Origin of the sequence: Paenibacillus athensensis (assembly GCF_004514475.2) — a bacterium.
Taxonomy (GTDB): Bacteria; Bacillota; Bacilli; order Paenibacillales; family NBRC-103111; genus Paenibacillus_AL; species Paenibacillus_AL athensensis.
Map to the genome: position 1 here is coordinate 158,410 of NZ_MYFO02000005.1, position 18,833 is coordinate 177,242.

General features: G+C 56.8%; 21 protein-coding genes. 16 read left to right on the forward strand and 5 right to left on the reverse strand.

From position 1 onward, the window contains the following. Positions 1–32 precede the first annotated feature (32 nt). The 4 genes from B5M42_RS11335 (at position 33) to B5M42_RS11350 (ending at position 2,529) form a co-directional block, all read left to right on the forward strand. Entirely contained in the window at positions 33–383 is a 351-nt protein-coding gene (locus tag B5M42_RS11335; protein ID WP_134755341.1) for a VOC family protein, read from the forward strand. A gap of 116 nt (positions 384–499) precedes the next feature. After that, entirely contained in the window at positions 500–1,549 is a 1,050-nt protein-coding gene (locus B5M42_RS11340; RefSeq protein ID WP_134755339.1) for a discoidin domain-containing protein, read from the forward strand. Continuing rightward, positions 1,470–1,886 carry a YciI family protein gene (locus B5M42_RS11345; RefSeq protein WP_230632860.1) on the forward strand — a complete coding sequence of 139 codons (417 nt, stop codon included), beginning with the start codon at positions 1,470–1,472 and terminating at the stop codon, positions 1,884–1,886. The genes B5M42_RS11340 and B5M42_RS11345 overlap by 80 nt, the downstream gene beginning before the upstream one ends. Continuing rightward, positions 1,876–2,529 (forward strand): CPBP family intramembrane glutamic endopeptidase, encoded by a 654-nt coding sequence (locus B5M42_RS11350; protein ID WP_134755337.1) that lies wholly within the window; start codon positions 1,876–1,878, stop codon positions 2,527–2,529. Before B5M42_RS11345 ends, B5M42_RS11350 begins: the two co-directional genes overlap by 11 nt. A 105-nt stretch (positions 2,530–2,634) precedes the next feature. On the opposite strand, the gene B5M42_RS11355 is transcribed toward B5M42_RS11350, so the two are convergent. Then, positions 2,635–8,031, reverse strand: a complete 5,397-nt coding sequence (locus B5M42_RS11355; protein WP_230632861.1) for a X2-like carbohydrate binding domain-containing protein — start codon at positions 8,029–8,031, stop codon at positions 2,635–2,637. Positions 8,032–8,312: 281 nt separating this feature from the next. Between B5M42_RS11355 and B5M42_RS11360 the strand changes: the two genes are divergently transcribed. Genes B5M42_RS11360 through B5M42_RS11370 form a run of 3 tightly spaced genes read left to right on the forward strand, consistent with a single transcriptional unit; the run spans position 8,313 to position 10,676 of the window. Next, on the forward strand, positions 8,313–9,242 hold the full coding sequence (locus B5M42_RS11360) for an NUDIX hydrolase (protein ID WP_134757695.1): 930 nt from the start codon (positions 8,313–8,315) through the stop codon (positions 9,240–9,242). Between the two features lie 16 nt (positions 9,243–9,258). Further along, a complete protein-coding gene (locus B5M42_RS11365; RefSeq protein ID WP_134757697.1) occupies positions 9,259–9,738 on the forward strand; it encodes an NADAR family protein in 480 nt (159 codons plus the stop codon). Positions 9,739–9,785: 47 nt separating this feature from the next. After that, entirely contained in the window at positions 9,786–10,676 is an 891-nt protein-coding gene (locus B5M42_RS11370) for a TIGR02452 family protein (protein WP_230632862.1), read from the forward strand. A 75-nt stretch (positions 10,677–10,751) separates the two neighbouring features. Here B5M42_RS11370 and B5M42_RS11375 read toward each other — a convergent pair whose 3' ends face one another. Continuing rightward, positions 10,752–11,120, reverse strand: coding sequence for a VOC family protein (locus B5M42_RS11375; RefSeq protein ID WP_134757701.1), 369 nt, complete (start codon positions 11,118–11,120; stop codon positions 10,752–10,754). 254 nt (positions 11,121–11,374) lie between these two features. Between B5M42_RS11375 and B5M42_RS11380 the strand changes: the two genes are divergently transcribed. From B5M42_RS11380 to B5M42_RS11420, 9 genes are all read left to right on the forward strand, one after another. After that, positions 11,375–11,482 (forward strand): sporulation protein YjcZ, encoded by a 108-nt coding sequence (locus B5M42_RS11380; RefSeq protein ID WP_134757703.1) that lies wholly within the window; start codon positions 11,375–11,377, stop codon positions 11,480–11,482. Between the two features lie 184 nt (positions 11,483–11,666). Continuing rightward, the gene (locus B5M42_RS11385) at positions 11,667–12,671 is read left to right on the forward strand and encodes a glycosyltransferase family 2 protein (protein WP_134757705.1); all 1,005 of its coding nucleotides are present in this window, start codon (positions 11,667–11,669) and stop codon (positions 12,669–12,671) included. 2 nt (positions 12,672–12,673) lie between these two features. After that, entirely contained in the window at positions 12,674–13,120 is a 447-nt protein-coding gene (locus B5M42_RS11390) for a GtrA family protein (protein WP_134757707.1), read from the forward strand. A gap of 1 nt (position 13,121) precedes the next feature. Next, positions 13,122–14,546 carry a glycan biosynthesis hexose transferase WsfD gene (gene wsfD, locus B5M42_RS11395; protein WP_134757709.1) on the forward strand — a complete coding sequence of 475 codons (1,425 nt, stop codon included), beginning with the start codon at positions 13,122–13,124 and terminating at the stop codon, positions 14,544–14,546. A gap of 20 nt (positions 14,547–14,566) precedes the next feature. Then, the gene (locus tag B5M42_RS11400; protein WP_134757711.1) at positions 14,567–14,866 is read left to right on the forward strand and encodes an alpha/beta-type small acid-soluble spore protein; all 300 of its coding nucleotides are present in this window, start codon (positions 14,567–14,569) and stop codon (positions 14,864–14,866) included. Positions 14,867–14,951: 85 nt separating this feature from the next. Then, the gene (locus tag B5M42_RS11405; RefSeq protein WP_134757712.1) at positions 14,952–15,392 is read left to right on the forward strand and encodes an Hsp20/alpha crystallin family protein; all 441 of its coding nucleotides are present in this window, start codon (positions 14,952–14,954) and stop codon (positions 15,390–15,392) included. A gap of 217 nt (positions 15,393–15,609) precedes the next feature. Then, positions 15,610–15,828: a hypothetical protein gene (locus B5M42_RS11410; RefSeq protein ID WP_134757714.1), complete on the forward strand. Its 219-nt coding sequence runs from the start codon at positions 15,610–15,612 to the stop codon at positions 15,826–15,828. Positions 15,829–15,834: 6 nt separating this feature from the next. Continuing rightward, entirely contained in the window at positions 15,835–17,193 is a 1,359-nt protein-coding gene (locus B5M42_RS11415) for a hypothetical protein (RefSeq protein ID WP_230632863.1), read from the forward strand. Between the two features lie 5 nt (positions 17,194–17,198). Beyond that, entirely contained in the window at positions 17,199–17,549 is a 351-nt protein-coding gene (locus B5M42_RS11420) for a hypothetical protein (RefSeq protein WP_134751526.1), read from the forward strand. Between the two features lie 240 nt (positions 17,550–17,789). On the opposite strand, the gene B5M42_RS11425 is transcribed toward B5M42_RS11420, so the two are convergent. The 3 genes from B5M42_RS11425 to B5M42_RS11435 all read right to left on the reverse strand — a co-directional run bounded on the left by B5M42_RS11425 (position 17,790) and on the right by B5M42_RS11435 (position 18,779). Further along, positions 17,790–18,050: a hypothetical protein gene (locus tag B5M42_RS11425; RefSeq protein ID WP_134751525.1), complete on the reverse strand. Its 261-nt coding sequence runs from the start codon at positions 18,048–18,050 to the stop codon at positions 17,790–17,792. A gap of 3 nt (positions 18,051–18,053) precedes the next feature. Next, a complete protein-coding gene (locus B5M42_RS11430; RefSeq protein ID WP_134751523.1) occupies positions 18,054–18,296 on the reverse strand; it encodes a spore germination protein in 243 nt (80 codons plus the stop codon). Positions 18,297–18,470: 174 nt separating this feature from the next. Further along, a complete protein-coding gene (locus B5M42_RS11435; protein WP_134751521.1) occupies positions 18,471–18,779 on the reverse strand; it encodes a 50S ribosomal protein L33 in 309 nt (102 codons plus the stop codon). Positions 18,780–18,833 lie beyond the last annotated feature (54 nt).

Consider the following 18,833-nt stretch of genomic DNA (forward strand, 5'->3'; position numbering starts at 1 on the left):
GAAAACTAGCAAGTCAGGAGGAATATCGACGCATGAAAGTCAAGCGAGTCGTATGCAATATCGAGACGCCGGAGCCTGCAGCGGCCAAGCGTTTTTATCACGACATTCTCGGTCTCGATTTGCGGATGGATCACGGCTGGATTGCCACTTATGGCGCGCCGGAGCTGATGGAGATTCAAGTCAGCTTCGCCTCGGGGGGTGGCTCGGACACGCCTGTACCCGCTTTATCGGTCGAAGTCGACGATTTGGCTGCCGCGCTGGAGCGGGTTCACCGCGCAGGTATTCCTGTGGAATACGGGCCTGTGGACGAGCCTTGGGGCGTACGGCGTTTTTTTGTCCGCGATCCGTTCGGCAAGCTGATTAATATTCTCAGTCATTTGTAAGGTACGGCGCTGCTTGGCAAACGCATCAAGTATGATGTTTAGCTTGCGGGAACAAGGATTTTTGCAGTGATCCAAAGAATGGATTAACATGACTATTTTCAAAGGGAGCGATCTTTATGTTCTTGTCGGATCGGATTCGTCGAAACGCGATGGTTTTGTTCAGCCTGACGGCTTTGCTGCTGGTCAGCATGCCGGGCCTCGTCCAAGCCCAAGGGTCTGATAATCTGGCCTTGAATCCCGGAGGAAGCGGCTTTCCCGAGTTGTCGGCCTCCTACACATGCGGCTGCGACAGTGTGTGGAGTACAGTGAACGGCATTTACTCCTACACGGATAATCCGCGCGACCGCTGGACGAATTATGGATCGCCGAATGCCAGCGATTGGATTGCTGTTGATTTTGGAGCGCCCCAATCGTTCAATCAGGTCAATATCTACGTGTTCGACGACGGCGGCGGTGTCCGGCCTCCGGCCAGCTACGAGGTGCAAACGTGGGATGGCAGCGATTGGACGCCTGTCCAGAACGCGGTAAAAACGCCTGCGACGCCCGGGGCCGCATTGAATACGGCTAATTTTGACCCGGTGACGGCGACGAAGATGCGCGTCGTGTTCACCAATGGCGCTGCCTATAGCGGCGTCGTGGAGCTGGAGGTTCTTGACGCCGGACAGCTCTCCTATGCCGATGTGGCCGCCATATCCGCCTTCGGCAACGCGGCGGGCGATCAGATCACGCTCAAGCTCGATACGCCGATGAAGCCGTACAGCGTGCCGGATGCAAGCTTGTTCGAATTGATGCTGCCCGATCAGCCGCCTGTTACCGCAACCGAAGCGGTATATGACGAAGCCGATCCAGAAGGACGAACCGTGCTTCTACGCTTCCCTTCCCCGGTTCTGGACGGGCAGCCGCTGGCTTCGGTATCCATACAGGCCGGGGCTCTGCAGTTGGACGACGGGGCCTGGAATCATCCTCTGGGGCCGATTGGCGTGCTGACCTTCCATACGCTGGATCAGACAGGCGATGCCAGATATGCGATTGACGATATCGTGCGCTTAATCGGCGACAACGGTGTACAGCCGGACGTCAACGCCGATGCGATGTTTGATCAGACGGATATCCGTCTGCTGCTGGAGCAGCTACAGCCGCTGCCGAACGTGCCGGACACGGATTAGGGCGTTTTATCCAAAGGAGGTTTTTTGTCTGTTTTTAATTTCGCTTCACTACAAGCAGCCGCTGGAGGAGGTCGAGCGTCATCTGGACGCGCACATTGCCTTTCTGGAGCGGTACTATGCCTCCGGCCATTTCCTCTGCTCCGGCCGCAAGCAGCCGCGCACCGGCGGGGTAATTCTTATGCGGGCCTCAGGGCTTGAAGAAGCGGAGCGGATTATGGCCGAGGATCCTTTTTATACCCATAAGATTGCCGAATACCAGCTTACGGAGTTTATCCCCAGCAAATGCGCTCCCGGTCTCGAAGCCTGGTTTCTGGCAGACAACGGCCATGCGTCCTAGTATTCCCTACCGCGGGTTGTCGCTGGCTGTCGTGCTGCATGTTACTCTAACTCCGGCCCTGCTAAACTCAACCTATTACTTTCTGAACGGTGCCGATACTGCGCCTGGCGACGCTTCCCTCGCGACCGGCCTGATTTGGGAGCTGCTCGGTCTGGGCCTCCTGGCGTTTACCTTGCGCAAACAAGGTCGCTCGTTGAAGCAAATCGGCTTTACATGGAGCAAAAGCGATCCGTTGCATGCTTTGCTGATCTATGGCGCTTATTATGTCGTAACGCTCGCTATTACTTACGTCAGTCCACAGCTGCTGCACGCCGCCCCGCAAAATGCGGAAATATTCGCATCGAAGATTACGGTCGTATATGGGCTCTACATGCTGGTCAATCCGTTTTTCGAGGAACTGCTCGTTCGCGCTTATGCCATCGTCGAATTTCGTTATTTTTTCAAAAAAGAAGAGCTTGCCGTTCTCGCCAGCACGCTGATACAAACCTCCTATCATCTGTATCAAGGTGTTCTTTCGGCGCTGATGCTGGGGCTGCTGTTCTTTCTTTTTTCGATTTATTTTGCCAAAACACAGCGGATTGTGCCCGTCATTCTTGTTCATCTGTTTCTCGACATTAGCGGGATGCTATACTACGGACAATGAACGCAACGAATCGCCGGCCCGGTCACGCTTTTGCTGCACAAAAAGGTCGCCCTCTCGCAGTTTCAATGAACTGTGAGGGGCGACCTTTGTCGTGCCTTCAGGTAATTAGATCAGATCGGATTTTTGCAGCAAACGCTGCACCAGCGCCGCCACTTCGGCTCTGGAAACGAACGCCTTCGGCGCCAGCTCCGTGTCGCTGCGGCCGGATACGATGCCTGCCTGCAGACACTCGGCAATGCCGGAAGCGGCCCATGCTGCTGCCTGATCAGCATCCTGATAGCCGTTCAGCAGACTTGTCGATGCTTGCTCGCTTGAGATGCCGGCCAGCTTCATCGCTTTGGAGATGATCGTCATAGCCTGCTCGCGGGTAATCGCGTCCATCGGACGGAAGGTGCCGTCTTCAAAACCGCTGATCAGGTCGTACGCATAAGCGGTCTGCACAGCGGAGTTGTACCAGTCGGCCGCGTGTACATCGGAGAATGGTGAAGCTGCGGCTTCCAGTTTCAGGCCAAGTCCCCGTACAACGATCGCTGCAAATTCAGCGCGCGTAATGTTTTGATCCGGGTTGAACAGGTCGTTGCCGATTCCGCTGATGACCAGACGCGAGCCCATATCGTTGACGGCTGCTTGGGACCAGTGCGACGCCACATCCTTGAATGCCACCGGATGCCAGACAACGGAATAGGTGCTATTGGTCAAGCTCTTGACTTTCGCCGCATAGCTGCCGTCCTCGTTCTTGATGATTTTGGTCGGTACGTGACGAACCGTACCATCCGGGTCAATGACGACGCCGGTCGTAATCCGCTGCGGGTCCACGCCGTCCGGCAGGGCAATGGTGCGCTCGACATACGTGTTAAATTGAGAAACATCGACTGATTTCCCAGCGTAGGTACCGCTGATGTTGAAATCAAGCGGCTGGGCAACCAGCGTCAACTGATTTTGCGATGCCGCATTGCGAACAACTTTGAGCGTTTCATCCACAGGCTTGGCGATTTCGATATGCACCTTGATATCTTGCAGATTAACATTGGTTCCAAGCTGCTGCGAAACGGCGCTAATGTTGATTTGTCCGGCAGGCAACGTATACACAGCCTGATCGGTTTTGATTTCAACAACCGCCTGCTTCTGCTCCATGTTCTTCACCATTTGTCCGTCCAACTCGCCGATGACGATGTCGGAGTTGCTAGTGACCGGAATCGTGACGACCGCATGCTGACCTTCTGCAGCAAGCTTTTCATCGAGCTTTTTTGGATCAAGTGTTACGACCGTTACGGTTTGATTGCCTTTTTTCTCCGTAGTGATCGTACCCGCATCCTGCGGTTTGCCGTTCACCAGCACTTGCGCGCTGTTTGGCGTACCTGTACCTGTGCCTGTTGCCGGTCCATTAGGTACAGTCGGATTTTTCGTAACAACTGTAATTTCATTGGAAGCTGCGCTATCGCCGCCGGGACCCACCGATTTGACGATAAAATAATACGGCGTGCCGTTCAGAAGGCCTTGCGCTGTGTAGCTGTACGTAGTGCCGGTAACTGTATCCAGCGCTGCTCCGTACGAACCGGAGGTCATGCTTTTGAAAATTTTGTAGCTTGTCGCTCCAGAAACGCCGGCCCATGTCAGATTCGCTCTGCCGCTGGCTGTCGTGCCCAGCTGGATGACCGGAGCGTCCGGAGCCGGAAGTGAAGAGTCGCTCACCGTGATCGTCAGCGTTTGCGTCGCTCCGGCGTTGAAGTTCAGCGTCAGCGTTACCGGACCATTCGTTTGCGCCGCCAGATAATCTTTGCTGATCGTGATCGTCGAGCCGACCAGCGTGTAGTCAGTTCCCGATACTAACGGCGTCACTCCGTTCACGATGCTGCTCAGCGTATTGCCGTTCAGCGTCACCGTTGTAGTCACATTCTGGTAGTGACCTGCAGACGTGTCGGCCGTGTTTTTATCAAACGTAGCCGTTGTTGGGCTAATTGTGCTATTGCTTGGCGTCGAATCGCTCACCGTAATCGTCAGCGTTTGCGTTGCTCCGGCGTTGAAGTTCAGCGTCAGCGTTACCGGACCGTTCGTTTGCGCGGCCAGATAATCTTTGCTGATCGTGATCGTCGAGCCGACCAACGTGTAATCAGTTCCCGATATTAACGGCGTCACTCCGTTCACGATGCTGCTCAGCGTATTGCCGTTCAGCGTCACCGTTGTAGTCACATTCTGGTAGTGACCTGCGGATGTGTCGGCCGTGTTTTTATCAAACGTAGCCGTTGTTGGGCTGATCGTGCTGTTGCTTGGCGTCGAATCGCTCACCGTGATCGTCAGCGTTTGCGTCGCTCCGGCGTTGAAGTTCAGCGTCAGCGTTACCGGACCATTCGCTTGCGCGGCCAGATACGCTTTGTCAATCGTGATCGTCGAGCCGACCAGCGTGTAGTCAGTTCCCGATATTAACGGCGTCACTCCGTTCACGATGCTGCTCAGCGTATTGCCGTTCAGCGTCACCGTTGTGATCACATTCTGGTAGTGACCTGCAGACGTATCGGCCGTGTTTTTATCAAACGTAGCCGTTGTTGGGCTGATCGTGCTGTTGCTTGGCGTCGAGTCGCTCACCGTAATCGTCAGCGTTTGCGTCGCTCCGGCGTTGAAGTTCAGCGTCAGCGTTACCGGACCATTCGCTTGCGCGGCCAGGTACGCTTTGTCAATCGTGATCGTCGAGCCGACCAGCGTGTAATCAGTTCCCGATATTAACGGTGTCACTCCGTTCACGATGCTGCTCAGCGTATTGCCGTTCAGCGTCACCGTTGTGATCACATTCTGGTAGTGACCTGCGGATGTATCGGCCGTGTTTTTATCAAACGTAGCCGTTGTTGGGCTGATCGTGCTGTTGCCCGGCGTCGAATCGCTCACCGTGATCGTCAGCGTTTGCGTCGCTCCGGCGCTGAAGTTCAGCGTCAGCGTTACCGGACCATTCGCTTGCGCGGCCAGATACGCTTTGTCAATCGTGATCGTCGAGCCGACCAGCGTGTAGTCAGTTCCCGATATTAACGGTGTCACTCCGTTCACGATGCTGCTCAGCGTATTGCCGTTCAGCGTCACCGTTGTGGTCACATTCTGGTAGTGACCTGCGGACGTATCGGCCGTGTTTTTATCAAACGTAGCCGTCGTTGGGCTAATTGTGCTATTGCTTGGCGTCGAATCGCTCACCGTGATCGTCAGCGTTTGCGTCGCCCCGGCGCTGAAGTTCAGCGTCAGCGTTACCGGACCATTCGCTTGCGCGGCCAGATACGCTTTGTCAATCGTGATCGTCGAGCCGACCAGCGTGTAGTCAGTTCCCGATATTAACGGCGTCACTCCGTTCACGATACTGCTCAGCGTATTGCCGTTCAGCGTCGCCGTTGTGGTCACATTCTGGTAGTGACCTGCGGACGTATCGGCCGTGTTTTTATCAAACGTAGCCGTTGTTGGGCTGATCGTGCTATTGCTTGGCGTCGAATCGCTCACCGTGATCGTCAGCGTTTGCGTCGCTCCGGCGTTGAAGTTCAGCGTCAGCGTTACCGGACCATTCGCTTGCGCAGCCAGATAATCTTTGCTGATCGTGATCGTCGAGCCGACCAACGTGTAATCAGTTCCCGATATTAACGGCGTCACTCCGTTCACGATGCTGCTCAGTGTATTGCCGTTCAGCGTCACCGTTGTGGTCACATTCTGGTAGTGACCTACGGACGTATCGGCCGTGTTTTTATCAAACGTAGCCGTTGTTGGGCTAATTGTGCTATTGCTTGGCGTCGAATCGCTCACCGTAATCGTCAGCGTTTGCGTCGCTCCGGCGCTGAAGTTCAGCGTCAGCGTTACGGGACCATTCGCTTGCGCAGCCAGATAATCTTTGCTGATCGTGATCGTCGAGCCGACCAACGTGTAGTCAGTTCCCGATATTAACGGCGTCACTCCGTTCACGATGCTGCTCAGCGTATTGCCGTTCAGCGTCACCGTTGTGGTCACATTCTGGTAGTGACCAGCAGACGTATCGGCCGTGTTTTTATCAAACGTAGCCGTTGTTGGGCTAATTGTGCTGTTGCTTGGCGTCGAATCGCTCACCGTAATCGTCAGCGTTTGCGTCGCTCCGGCGCTGAAGTTCAGCGTCAGCGTTACCGGACCATTCGCTTGCGCGGCCAGATACGCTTTGTCAATCGTGATCGTCGAGCCGACCAGCGTGTAGTCAGTTCCCGATATTAACGGCGTCACTCCGTTCACGATGCTGCTCAGCGTATTGCCGTTCAGCGTCGCCGTTGTGGTCACATTCTGGTAGTGACCTGCGGACGTGTCGGCCGTGTTTTTATCAAACGTAGCCGTTGTTGGACTAATTGTGCTGTTATCGAACGCTGAAGCTACCCCGTGCAAAACAAACAATTGGTTAAAGTCATCATAGATACCAATGTGATTTTCGTAGCCGCTAAATAAAATGGGAAAAAGGGTAACCGACCCGTCCTCAATAACTCCATTAAATGCAGAAATCGAGCTTCCGTCATTGGCAACCTCTGCCGCAGCTACGAACAAATTACTATCAATTCGATAAAACAGAAAATGGCTGGAAGCCGATTCAAGCAAACCACCCGTACCATCAGCCGCTTCATCATACGTAGGTATAACGGCAGTTCCCACAGCAGCACCGTTGGAATCAAACTCCTGAATCGTCAAATTGTCGCCGTCCACAAATAACGCGGCATAATTCCCGTCTGACAAGCCGATTACTTGAAGAGGCAACGAAATGTTAGCCATATTAGCCGAAGCATTCAGGTTAAATAAGCTCGTATGGATCGAGCCGTCGTTGTTATAGATGGTCGCGCGATCATATGAATATAAAGTCGTCGGACTCGCCGACTGATAATGCCGGGATACGACCATAAACGTCCCGTTATGATTTGTGCCAATGCTGTAAACGTTTGGCGCTCCTTCAGCCGGGTCGCGATTGTCGCTGATCGCGGTTTTCGCTACGATTGTGGAGCTGTCCGGATTCATGATACTCATGTAAAAGGCCGAATCGTCAGCCACAAACCACATGAACACCACGTTGCCGTTGGATAACTCCACCGGAGTAGTCTCTGTTGTCTTGTGAACCGCCCCATCGTCGTCAATCGCCGTGGCGGTTGTTTTTACTTGCAACGACGAATCCAGCACGATGAAAAAATTGCCGCTGCCCTCTTTTTCCCAAGTAATCAACGTATCTTGCGTGCCGCTGAGGTAAATCACCTTCATGGCATCAGGACTGCCCGCATCGGCGCCCATCTGACTGTCCAGAACTGCGCTGTCAACGTCTGCGCCGGTTTTATCTATAATCTGATACGTCGTATGTCCAGCATCCGAGTACAAATAGCCGGTTTTACCTCCTGGCAGCGAAACCGCGCTGTGAACTCCATAATTGAGCGGAACCTGGACCGCACTGTCAAAATCCACATCTCCTGAAGACGCATACGCCTCCTGAACAGCGGGAAGGAATGGAACCCATCCCGAAACGACGATGAGTAAGCTCATCCAAATCGTCAAGCTCCTCATCGCAAATGATTTTGCTTTCATTCTTTGCACCTCATCCTGCAAGTTTTTTGTATGTCGCACCTTATCTTACTTCGACAAATAGTGCCAAAGACCTGCAAATCATAAACTAACTTCCTTATCAAACTACTTGTAGGTTTTTCCAGCAGAAAAGGCTGCGAGAATTTTTCTTACAAAAGCTGCTCTTCAAAAAGCTTGTCATTCTTTTTGCATTTCTGTTATTATCAAATTGTTAATATCTAATTGTGTAAAAGGTGATAGCTATGACACTCCCCGTCCCTCGTGACCGTAACGGAATGAGCGAGGCCGAATTTCTTGCCCAATATGACGCTGCCCGCTACGCTCGTCCGTCGGTGGCCGTCGATATGGTTGTGCTGACCGTTGCCGATCAGGCCCAGCCCAACTACCGCAAGCTGCCTGCTAAAAAATTGCAACTGCTGCTCATCCGCCGCGGCGAGCATCCATATCTTGGCCAGTGGGCGCTGCCTGGCGGTTTCGTGTCCGTAGACGAAAGTCTGGATGAAGCTGCACGCCGCGAGCTGCACGACGAAACCGGCATTGCCGACATTTATCTCCAACCCCTCGCTGCATGGGGCGAGGTGGACCGCGATCCGCGCACCCGTGTCATCAGCTGCTCCTACCTGGCGCTGGTGGACAGCACGCAGCTTCCCCTGCAGGCCGGAACAGACGCCGCCGACGCCCAGTGGTTCCAGCTTAGCTGCACGCTCGTCGAGCAAACAACAACACAGCTGCCCACGGGCATGCAGACGAACCGTCTATATCTCATCGAGCTGACCGGCTCTGCGGAAGAGGCTTGTCCGCTCCCATTAACTGCGGAGGTCCGGCGAGTCGATACCGCCGAAGGCAAACGGCGCAGCAGCAAGCTTGTCATCGAAAGCTCCAACGGCTTGGCCTTTGATCACGCTAAAATAATCTACGCCGCCACAGAGCGGCTGAAACAGCAAATCGAGCATACCGACATCGCTTTTCAATTGATGCCTGAGCGCTTTACGTTATCCGCTCTGCAACAGGTATATGAAATTATCGGGGGTAAGGAGCTGCTCGCTGCCGCCTTCCGTCGAAAAATCGCTCCGCTGGTGGAAGAAACGGACGCCACTACTCGTGACGCTGGACACCGGCCGTCGCGACTGTATCGCTTTAATCCATTTGCCATACAAAAGGAATTCTTATGAAAAGAGTGAACCCGTCATGGAATCATTTACTTACTTTTGGCGGACGGAATCGCCGTTTTCCCAATGGCATCCTGCCGTATTCAAGCTTGAAGATCAGACCTTCAACTGCGCTGAGCAGTATATGATGTATGCCAAGGCCAATCTTTTTGGCGATAATGCCATTGCCGAACGCATTTTGCGCGCCCGCTCCCCGATTGAACAGAAAAAGCTGGGCCGCAGCGTAAGCGGCTTTCAACAGGATCTGTGGGCAAGCCGCTGCAAAGCCATTGTCTACACCGGCAACTATGCAAAATTTACGCAAAACGAGCATTTGCTGGCCGCTCTGTTAAGCACGCAAGGCACAACGCTTGTCGAGGCCAGCCCGGACGACCGGGTTTGGGGAGTCGGACTGAGCGAAGACGACCCGGCCATTTGCGATCGACGCACCTGGAAAGGGACGAATTGGCTCGGGGAAGTGTTGACCCAACTGCGTGAAGACCTGATAGCCAGACGTTGAAACGTTGGTTTCTCAGTCTGGAACTGTAATCAAAGGAGAGGATGAATATGCATCCCCAGCAGCAGCGCGGCATTCATGCCGCCATTGCCCAAGATACCATGAATAGGCTGGAGCAAGGCTTCTATATGAACAACGCTGGCATTTCCGTCAGCATCGCCGACGCACAGCAGCGCGCCGTGGCTGGCTCGAGGCTGTATCGTCCGGCCGAGCTCGACACCGTGCGCAGTGACGCTATCGCCGCACTAACAAACCGCGCCCCACAGATCGAGGTCACCGGCGAAACGACGCTCGAAGCCGCTTACCGTCGCATCGTCGTCGAAGCGGCCGGTTCCACAGCCTGCCTGAACTTCGCTTCTGCCAAAAATCCCGGCGGCGGCTTCCTCAGCGGCAGCCAAGCTCAAGAGGAAAGCCTGGCCCGCTCCTCCGGTCTCTATCCGTGCATCGCGCAGATGGAGGAAATGTACCGATATAACCGACGCTTGTCCACTTGTCTGTACAGCGACTATATGATTTATTCGCCGGATGTGCCTGTTTTCAAAAACGACCGCGGCGAGCCGCTGTCCGTTCCTTACGCCGTATCCTTCCTAACAGCTCCGGCTGTCAATGCCGGTGTCGTGCGCGAGCATCAGCCGGAGCTGGAAGCGCGCATTCACGCCGATATGCTCGAGCGAATCCGCAAGCTTCTGGCCGTGCTCTGGCAGCAGGGCGCAGACTCACTGATACTTGGCGCTTACGGCTGCGGCGTATTCCGCAATCGCCCAGCCGATGTCGCCGGCTACTTCCGGCAAGTGCTCCTTGACGAACGCTTTGGCTCCCTGTTCGGGAACATCGTTTTTGCCGTCTACGACAAGTCGCCTCAGCGCTCTACGCTGCATGCGTTCGAACGCGCCTTCGGCCTCGACGATGATCGGCGGGTTCACGCAGCGACTACGCCATAGACGCACAAACAGGCAACCGCATCCGGCTGCCTGTTTGTTTGCGCCTCGCTGCCTTGCCCCTGCAACAGCAAGAGCCTATACCTGCTCCTTGAGCAAAAATGCATTTCCGTCCTCGTCCCGGAACGTCGCATATAAGCCCCATTCGAGCTCCCGCGGCTCGCCTTCGAACTCTACGCCCCGCTCCTTCATTTGTGCATACGTCAAACGTATATCGCTGCAGGCAAATACAATCGACGGCTTCAGCTCGGCCCAGTTGCTCATCCGGCTTTTCGGATAGATCACCAATGCCGTCCCGGCACCCTGCGGCGCAACCTCCAACCAGCGCATCCCGGCTCCCAGCGGAATGTCGCTCACCAGCTTGAAGCCGACCTTTTCCGTCCAAAAAGCTTTGGCCCGCTGTTGGTCCTCCACATAAATGGCCACGGTAGCCATGTGTGCAATCACAGCTTCTCCTCCTTGTGCCTAACATGTACGTGCTTATACCACTATTATAGCGGTTTTATCCGCAGCGCGGTATGCGGCAGGGACGGCTTGGAGTTGCTCAAGGCGGGGCGCGGGCGAACAGCTGCCGCCACACAGACAAGAAGGCCCTCTTTCGGAAAGCTGAAAAAGCATCACGACTTTTTTTCGGAACGGGCTTTCGTCCATTCTTTGCGGGGGCATTCTTCATATGTTGTGGTATGGAAGGAGGGATTTACATGAGCTGTGGCTGCGAAGTGAAAGGTCCGTACACCAACACGGCGGTTATCCTCGTACTGTACATTTTGCTCGTTATCGTGCTGAGCACATTCGGCTTCGGCCTGTAAGTCACGGTACGCGCGTGCGGCGCAATGCCAGGTAGGGCGGTCGGAGCTTGCGGGCTCCGGCCGTTTTTCGTTTCGTTCATTTTCGTGAAATGAGAATTTATAAAAACCCCTGTATGCGCTATAATGGTACCAAGAAGCCTTGGGGGGGCCTCTCACCTTACCTGGAAGGATGAAGATAACGAACATGAATATACCGATCTTGAGCATAGTCGTGCCTTGCTATAACGAAGAGGAGGTATTGCCGGAAACCGTTCACCAGCTCAGCCTTGTTTTATCGGGTCTGATTCAGGACAAGCTCGTGTCAGCCGACAGCAGCATCCTATTCGTTGACGACGGCAGCAGGGATAAGACTTGGGAATTAATAGAGCGCTTTCATCAATCAAACCGCTACGTCACCGGGCTGAAGCTCGCCCGCAACGCCGGACATCAGGCTGCTTTGCTGGCCGGGCTCATGCAGGCCAAAACGTATGCCGATTGCATCGTGTCGATCGACGCCGACCTGCAGGACGACGTAGAGGCCATTCGCGAATTTGTCGTCAAATTCCACGAAGGTTACGACATTGTGTATGGCGTGCGCCAAAGCCGGCAGACCGATACAGCGTTCAAGCGAATGACCGCGCAGGGCTTTTACAAGCTGATGACGCGCATGGGTGTCAAAATCCATTACAATCACGCCGATTTCCGCTTGATGAGCCGCCGCACGCTGGAGGAGATGGAGAAGTTTCAAGAGGTCAACCTGTTCCTGCGCGGCATTGTGCCGCTGCTCGGCTTTCCTTCGACCACAGTGTATTACGACCGTAAGGAACGCTTTGCGGGGGAATCGAAATATCCGCTCAAAAAAATGCTCGCTTTCGCCTTCGACGGAATTACGTCGTTCAGCGTCACACCGATTCGTTTTGTTACGCTGATGGGCTTCATTCTGTTCGCGCTCAGTCTCGTGGCAGCGTTGTATGCCCTGATCGGCAAGCTGCTTGGCGCAACCGTCACCGGCTGGACCTCGCTGATTGTCTCGGTCTGGTTTATTGGCGGCGTACAGTTGCTGGCGCTAGGTTTAATTGGCGAATATATTGGGAAAATTTATAAAGAAGTCAAGCGCAGACCGCTGTATGTGATCGAAAAAGAGGTGCTGACCGACGCGCTCCAGCTCGCAGCCGCAGATCGCCGTCCCGCGTCCGCTGGCGCGAGATAACCATGAGTACGCTGCGCAAGCTGGTCACGGGCAGCTTTGCCCGCTTTTTGCTCGTCGGAGTGTTCAACACGCTGGTCGGCCTGTCGGCCAGCTTTCTTTTTTTCAACGTCTTCGGGCTAGGCTATTGGGCTTCCACCTTTGCAGGCAACACGATTGGCGCTGTCGTCAGCTATGCGCTGAACCGCAGCTTCACATTCCGCTCAACGGCTAGCGTCGCCAGCAGCTGGTGGAGGTTTGCGCTCGTCATTCTAATTTGCTACGGCATCTCCTACGGCGCGGGCATGGTACTGGCGAAAGCCGCAGGCGCGCTGCTGCCCGACGTGAGCGCCAAGCTACTGCATAACGGCGCCATTCTCGTCGGCAACGGCCTGTACGTCATTTGCAACTACGTTGGCCACAAATATTTCACGTTCCGTCGCAAGGAGGAGCTGCCTGAACGGGGAGCTTAGCATGAAAAACAAAATGACCTGGGAATGGCTGCCGCTGACCGCTGCTGCCTTGATTCTGAGCTTTATGCTGCTGCTAAAGCCCATTGTCGGCGTGGCGGACAACGGCGATTTCCTGCGGATTATGGGCACGGCGGGCTTGGCCTATCCCGATCAGACGGAAGCCCGCGCCGACCAATATTTCGCCTTTATGCATCGGCAATTCGCCTTTACAGATTTGGGCGCAGGCGGCTACGTCTCAGCGGAGGTCGCGCTGGTGACGGCGGTATCGCTGATCGGACGGGCGCTAGGCAGCCAGCTGTTCGATATCCGCCTCCTCTCCGTTGTATACAGCATACTGCTGCTCACGGCGTTTGCCATGCTGCTGCGCCTGCGGCTGCTCGCTTCGCCAGCAGCCCGGCTCGCTTGCGCCGCTGTGTTTCTGTTGATGTTTCTGGACGTCGGCTACACCGCCTATTTTAACTCGCTGTTCGGCGAACCGATGTCGCTGGTCTTCCTGCTGCTGACGCTTGCCGCAGCGCTGCGGCTGGCCGAGCAGCGGCCGCCCCGGCTCGGCACGCTTGCCAGCTTTGCGGCGGCTGCCGTTTGCCTGACCGCAGCCAAGCTGCAGAATGCACCGGCCGGACTGCTGCTCGCCGGGCTGGCGCTGCGGCTGTTGCCGCTCTCCGCCGTGCCGGCATGGCGCCGCTGGAGCGCGGCCGTCCCGGCGTTGCTTGTTCTGACAGCCGGCATCATGTACCTCAAGGCGCCCGCCGAGCTGAAAACGATCAACCAGTATCAAGCCGTCTACTACGGAATCCTCAAGGATTCACCGACGCCCGGGCAGGATTTGCGCGAGCTGGGCCTGGATCCCAAGCTGGCCGTGCTGCAGAATACGAACTATTTTACGCCGGACACACCGATACCGCAGCAAAGCGCGGAGCTGATGCAATCGTTTTATCCGCATATCAGCCACGGCAAAATCGCCTGGTTTTACGCAACCCATCCGGCCCGTTTCCTGGACAAGCTGCAGGTGACCGCCACGAACGCCATGACGATCCGGCCCGGCTATCTCGGCAATTACGAAAAAGCCGAAGGCTTGGCGCGCGGACAGCTCTCCTCTTCGTTCGCCGTCTGGAGCGAGCTGAAGCGGCAGGTGCTGCCCCATTCGTTTGGCGCGCTGCTGATTTTTGGCGTGTTGTATATGCTGGTGCTGCTGGCCGTGCGCACAGGGGCCCGCTCGCGCAATGAAGCCGCCGTCTGCGATACGCTGCTGTGCGTCCCCTTGATCGCTGCTGCCGCCTTCGTTGTACCGCTGATTGGCGACGGCGAAGCCGATATGGAAAAGCATTTGTTCCTGTTCAACGTCTGCTACGACGTGATGGCGGCAGTCTCACTGATCTGGCTGGTCCATCAAGCTGTTAATTTATTACGCCGTCGGGCATTCTAAGCTCGAAGAGGTGATGCCGCATGGCAAGAAGAAGCCGAAGGGCTGCCGTTCCGGGAGCGGAAGGCAGTCTGAATCAGTTGAAGGCACAAGTGATGCGCGAGCAGGGCTATGAAGTCAATCCGGAAAGACCCGATCTGGTCAAATATGAAGTGGCCCGCTCGCGGGGCATTCCGCTCCAGCCGGGGTACAACGGACAGCTGCGCGCCGAAGATGCCGGCAAGGTCGGCGGGCCAATTGGCGGAGCGATGGTTCGCGAGCTGGTCCGCATGGCGCAGCAGCAATTGGCCGAGCGCAACGGACAGCTGCCGCCGCCTAGATAATTCGGGACCGCTGCCATAATCGCGCGACAAGGCTCATAGGCTGTAAGGAAGCTAACTAATCCTTATCGTAAAGCAGGTGAAGCCGATGAAACCGCAAAGCCCGCGGGTCAAGCCTGACTGGAAGGGATTGCAGGCGCAAGCCGGCGACGTGCTGGGCGCGGATTTCTGGCAGGATATCGCTGCCGTGATTCCGGTGTCCGGGCCGCGGATCGACATGTTCGCCAATGCGTGCGAGCTGGTGATCGTGATTGAGCTGCCAGGCCTCACTTCACCCGAGCTGATCAAACTCGTCCAGCAGGAGCGCGAGCTGGTCGTTCGCGGCTCGATCGTCCGGCCTTACGGCGTAACCGACGAGCAGATGCTGCTCTCGGAGCGTTTCTTTGGCACGTTCGAGCGGCGCATCCAGCTGCCGCGCAACGCAGCCCCGCAAGCGATGCGGGCGCATTACGGCAACGGCCTGCTGATTATTCGCATGCCCGTGGCCGAAGAAGCGGCGGAAACGCCGGTACCGATTCATTTTCGCTGACGTCCGGCTGTTGCCGGGCGTTTATTTTTTACCGACGCGACGAAAGATTCCCTGATCCCCCCATATACTAATAAAGCGGGCTGCATCTTTGCGCTGCGCTCTGCAGCGATGAATCTGCCTGCGGCCATGCGTTGCGCCGGGCTGATTGGCTGCTAACTGCTTGCTTGTCCGATCCATCCGCTTACCCCTGAAAAACATTTAACGGAGGGAAATGCCTATGACGCGTATTCGGTTCCAATCGTTTCAAGTTGATTTGCTCGGCGATGCGTCGGCTATCAATAAAGGCAACAATCGTATTTTTGACCGTACGCATTCGGATAAATCCAATCAAGGGCTAGGCTCGGTTGAAGGGCGCGGCAATATCGTTGCCCGCGGCTATCAGGTCGTCGTCGACAACGATCAGTTCGACCTCGTACACCCGGATCGAAAGAAGTGAACTGCTATGGGGTTTTCGTTATGGTCGAAAAAAAACGCCGTGCAGCGCGTAGAGCCACGCCATGCGGCAAAAACAGATGCGGCGCGCAGCGGCGGTGGCGCGGGGCCGGGCGATTCTGCTGCTGTGCCTCGCGGGGCGCAGGCACCGGAGCCGGGCTGGGCTCGCGGCGGCGGTGGCGCGGGGTCGGGCGATTCTGGCGCGGAGCCTCGCGGGGCGCGGGCGCCGGAGCCGGGCTGGGGACGCGGCGGCGGTGGCGCGGGGGCGGGCGATTCCGCTGCTGTGCCTCGCGGGGCGCGGGCGCCGGAGCCGGGCTGGGGACGCAGTAGCAGTAGCGGTGGCGGTGCGGGATCGGGCGATTCTGGCGCGGAGCCTCGCGGGGCGCAGGCGCCGGAGCCGGGCTGGGCTCGCAGCGGCGGTGGGGGATCGGGCGATTCCGCTGCTGTGCCTCGCGGGGCGCGGGCACCGGAGCCGGGCTGGGGACGCAGCAGCGGCGGTGGCGCGGGGTCGGGCGATTCTGACGCAGAGCCTCGCGGGGCACGGGCGCCGGAGCCGGGCTGGGGACGCGGCGGCAGCGGCGGCGAGACCGGACCAAGCGCGACGTTCAGCAGCAAACGGGCAGTGGGCTTGGGCGGCGGCTCCAGCGGATCAGCAAGCTCAGGCCCAAGCAGCGGCAGTCAGGCTGCATCCTCTGGCGGCACACACAGCCATAACCCCCCGAATGCCCCGTCGCCCCACGGCGCGGCAGCGCTGGACAAATTGGAAGCGCGGCTCAACAAGCTGGAGCGCCAGCTGTCCGAGCTGCTTACGCGCGCGCCGGAGCTGCACATCGAGGCGCTGCATATTCACCAGCCTGTGCTGGAGAATCTGACGTTCCGCCTCGACCGTCTCGACATTCGCGAGTTGAGCGGCGCGCTCAATCTCGGCAACAATTTCGGCGGCGGTCCCGCACCGCCGAAATCGGCCACCAGCGGCGCAAATGCCGCTGGTGCTGACGCCGGTATGGCTCCGGTCGTCGGGCCCAATGTTGGCCCGACGACCGTCGGCACCGGCGCGCCGCCGCGCGGCGGCGGCGAAGCGCCCTCGCGGAGCGCGGGCGCAGCTCCGGTCCCGTCCGACGACGGGACCGCGGCACCGGGCGGCGGGACGCCAGCCGCCCGCGAGCCGCGCGATGCGCCGTCAGGCCGCATCGCCGATCCGGCAGCGGCCGCTGCTTCGCACGCGGCCGAGCGCACACGGCCGCCACAGCCTGCGGCCGATCCTGCGGCGCCGATCCACGCGGCCGATCCCGTGCCGCCCGCCGGCTTCCGCCGCACCGGCAGCGGGCTTCGCTACACCATGAACGCCCCGCCTCGAAAGGAGGTGTAAGCGCGATGTCATCGTTCATGTCGCCCAACTTTTTTATCGGCTCAATTCGCATCGGTTCCGTGGAAAGTGCGTCCTGCATCAACATGGGCAATAACTGGCCCACCGCTTTCGAAAGCAATCAAAAAACGGTGCAAGGCTTCGGCTCCGTCGCCGGAGACAACAACCAGCTGACCGGGACGCGCGCTTTTTTGAATGATGCCGACTTTCTCGATATGCTGAACCTGAGCGATTTCGAAATTCCCGACTGGCTGCAGCAGATCATTGCCAATGCCGCGGCGCAAAGCGGCGTGCCCCCCGCTCCCTCGGTCGAAGGCGCAAACGGCGAACCGTCCGCCCCCACTTCCGAAGGCGACTAGCCCAAGACCGCTGAGCCGCGTTTCCTGTTGCTCTGCTGCCCCGCCTCTGCGGGTACCCTTCGCACGCACAGCCCACCGTTTTCACAACCGCATTACATGAACGCCCCTCACCCGGCATCGCAGGCTGCAGGCCGGAGCGCCAACAGCTCCGAGCAGCTTCCTACAATGGCATCGGCTGGACAGTAGCCTAGCACGTTCTCACCTGTAATCGCCCGGCAGCCGCCCGTCGCGCCGCCTATTTTAACGGTCCACAATAAAGTCACCGCCGCTGATCGGCGAATCAATCGCATCATTGTCATAAATGACATTGATGTTGCTGACCACATGGTTCTCCTCGCCGGATACCGAGCCGAGACCAAAATTATTTTTGCTGTGCGTCGACCAATTCCATTGTGTATTTGTACCGACAAACACCCCGGATGCTGAAGTAATATCGTTCACCTGAATCCGGTCAAAATGAATCACCAGCTCGCCGCCGCCATCCACTAGTCGTTGTTCCATCGTCTACACCTGATTGTTGACGGCCGGTTTAAAGTCCTGATCGTTAATCGGCGCATCGATAAAGTCATTATCGTAAATCACATTCGCCACATTGGCCGTGAACGCTGCGCCGATATTTTCGCCGTAGCCGTAGTTGTTCTTGCTGTGGGAGTCCCAGCTGGATTGCGCATTCTCCCCGATTCCGACAGTGGCGTTCGTATTCAAATTGTTCACATTGATCATGTTAAAAACGATTGAAGTCGGCATAGCTCACTCCTCACTCCTGCCCCGCGCCATACGTACGGCCACCTGCCTTCACGTCAGGGCAAGCGTAGTCAAAGCATGTGTAGTAGCCTATGCAAACAGCCGCAGATCGGTGCCCCGTTGCAAAGAAAAAGAGACCCCGCCCTCTCAGGCAAGATCCCTCTTCCATTTCCGCGGTTACCACCAGAATCCAGGGCCCGCTCCGTAGCCAATACCGCCACCGAAGCCGCCTCCATAACCAAATCCGCCACCGTAGCCATAAGGACCGTAGGCATAAGGCGCCGTTCCGATCGCCAGCAAGTCGAACAAAACCAGCGGAATGATCGCTTTGGTCTGCACGTTTTTCCCTTTTTTCGGTGCGAGAATCAGTGTATCTCCTTTAATTCGAACGAGCTTGCCGGAAACGGTCGAGCCGTCCTTTTTCAGCGCTACCACCTGTCGACCAACGAGCTTTTTCACATCTGCTTTCGTGATCAGGGAAGACACAAGCTTCCACCTCCTTTGAGTTTCAGCAAGGATACATTGCTCTACACTATACGC

Coding starts and splice junctions, on each gene's coding strand:
- B5M42_RS11370 (WP_230632862.1), top strand. CDS start 9,786: ATGCATCCCCAGCAGCAGCGCGGCATTCATGCCGCCATTGCCCAAGAT.
- B5M42_RS11420 (WP_134751526.1), top strand. CDS start 17,199: ATGTCATCGTTCATGTCGCCCAACTTTTTTATCGGCTCAATTCGCATC.
- B5M42_RS11355 (WP_230632861.1), bottom strand. CDS start 8,031: ATGAGCTTACTCATCGTCGTTTCGGGATGGGTTCCATTCCTTCCCGCT.
- B5M42_RS11405 (WP_134757712.1), top strand. CDS start 14,952: ATGAAACCGCAAAGCCCGCGGGTCAAGCCTGACTGGAAGGGATTGCAG.
- B5M42_RS11380 (WP_134757703.1), top strand. CDS start 11,375: ATGAGCTGTGGCTGCGAAGTGAAAGGTCCGTACACCAACACGGCGGTT.
- B5M42_RS11345 (WP_230632860.1), top strand. CDS start 1,470: ATGCGATGTTTGATCAGACGGATATCCGTCTGCTGCTGGAGCAGCTAC.
- B5M42_RS11410 (WP_134757714.1), top strand. CDS start 15,610: ATGACGCGTATTCGGTTCCAATCGTTTCAAGTTGATTTGCTCGGCGAT.
- B5M42_RS11430 (WP_134751523.1), bottom strand. CDS start 18,296: ATGCCGACTTCAATCGTTTTTAACATGATCAATGTGAACAATTTGAAT.
- B5M42_RS11340 (WP_134755339.1), top strand. CDS start 500: ATGTTCTTGTCGGATCGGATTCGTCGAAACGCGATGGTTTTGTTCAGC.
- B5M42_RS11335 (WP_134755341.1), top strand. CDS start 33: ATGAAAGTCAAGCGAGTCGTATGCAATATCGAGACGCCGGAGCCTGCA.
- B5M42_RS11385 (WP_134757705.1), top strand. CDS start 11,667: ATGAATATACCGATCTTGAGCATAGTCGTGCCTTGCTATAACGAAGAG.
- B5M42_RS11415 (WP_230632863.1), top strand. CDS start 15,835: ATGGGGTTTTCGTTATGGTCGAAAAAAAACGCCGTGCAGCGCGTAGAG.
- B5M42_RS11350 (WP_134755337.1), top strand. CDS start 1,876: ATGCGTCCTAGTATTCCCTACCGCGGGTTGTCGCTGGCTGTCGTGCTG.
- B5M42_RS11390 (WP_134757707.1), top strand. CDS start 12,674: ATGAGTACGCTGCGCAAGCTGGTCACGGGCAGCTTTGCCCGCTTTTTG.
- B5M42_RS11365 (WP_134757697.1), top strand. CDS start 9,259: ATGGAATCATTTACTTACTTTTGGCGGACGGAATCGCCGTTTTCCCAA.
- B5M42_RS11360 (WP_134757695.1), top strand. CDS start 8,313: ATGACACTCCCCGTCCCTCGTGACCGTAACGGAATGAGCGAGGCCGAA.
- B5M42_RS11400 (WP_134757711.1), top strand. CDS start 14,567: ATGGCAAGAAGAAGCCGAAGGGCTGCCGTTCCGGGAGCGGAAGGCAGT.
- B5M42_RS11425 (WP_134751525.1), bottom strand. CDS start 18,050: ATGGAACAACGACTAGTGGATGGCGGCGGCGAGCTGGTGATTCATTTT.
- wsfD (WP_134757709.1), top strand. CDS start 13,122: ATGAAAAACAAAATGACCTGGGAATGGCTGCCGCTGACCGCTGCTGCC.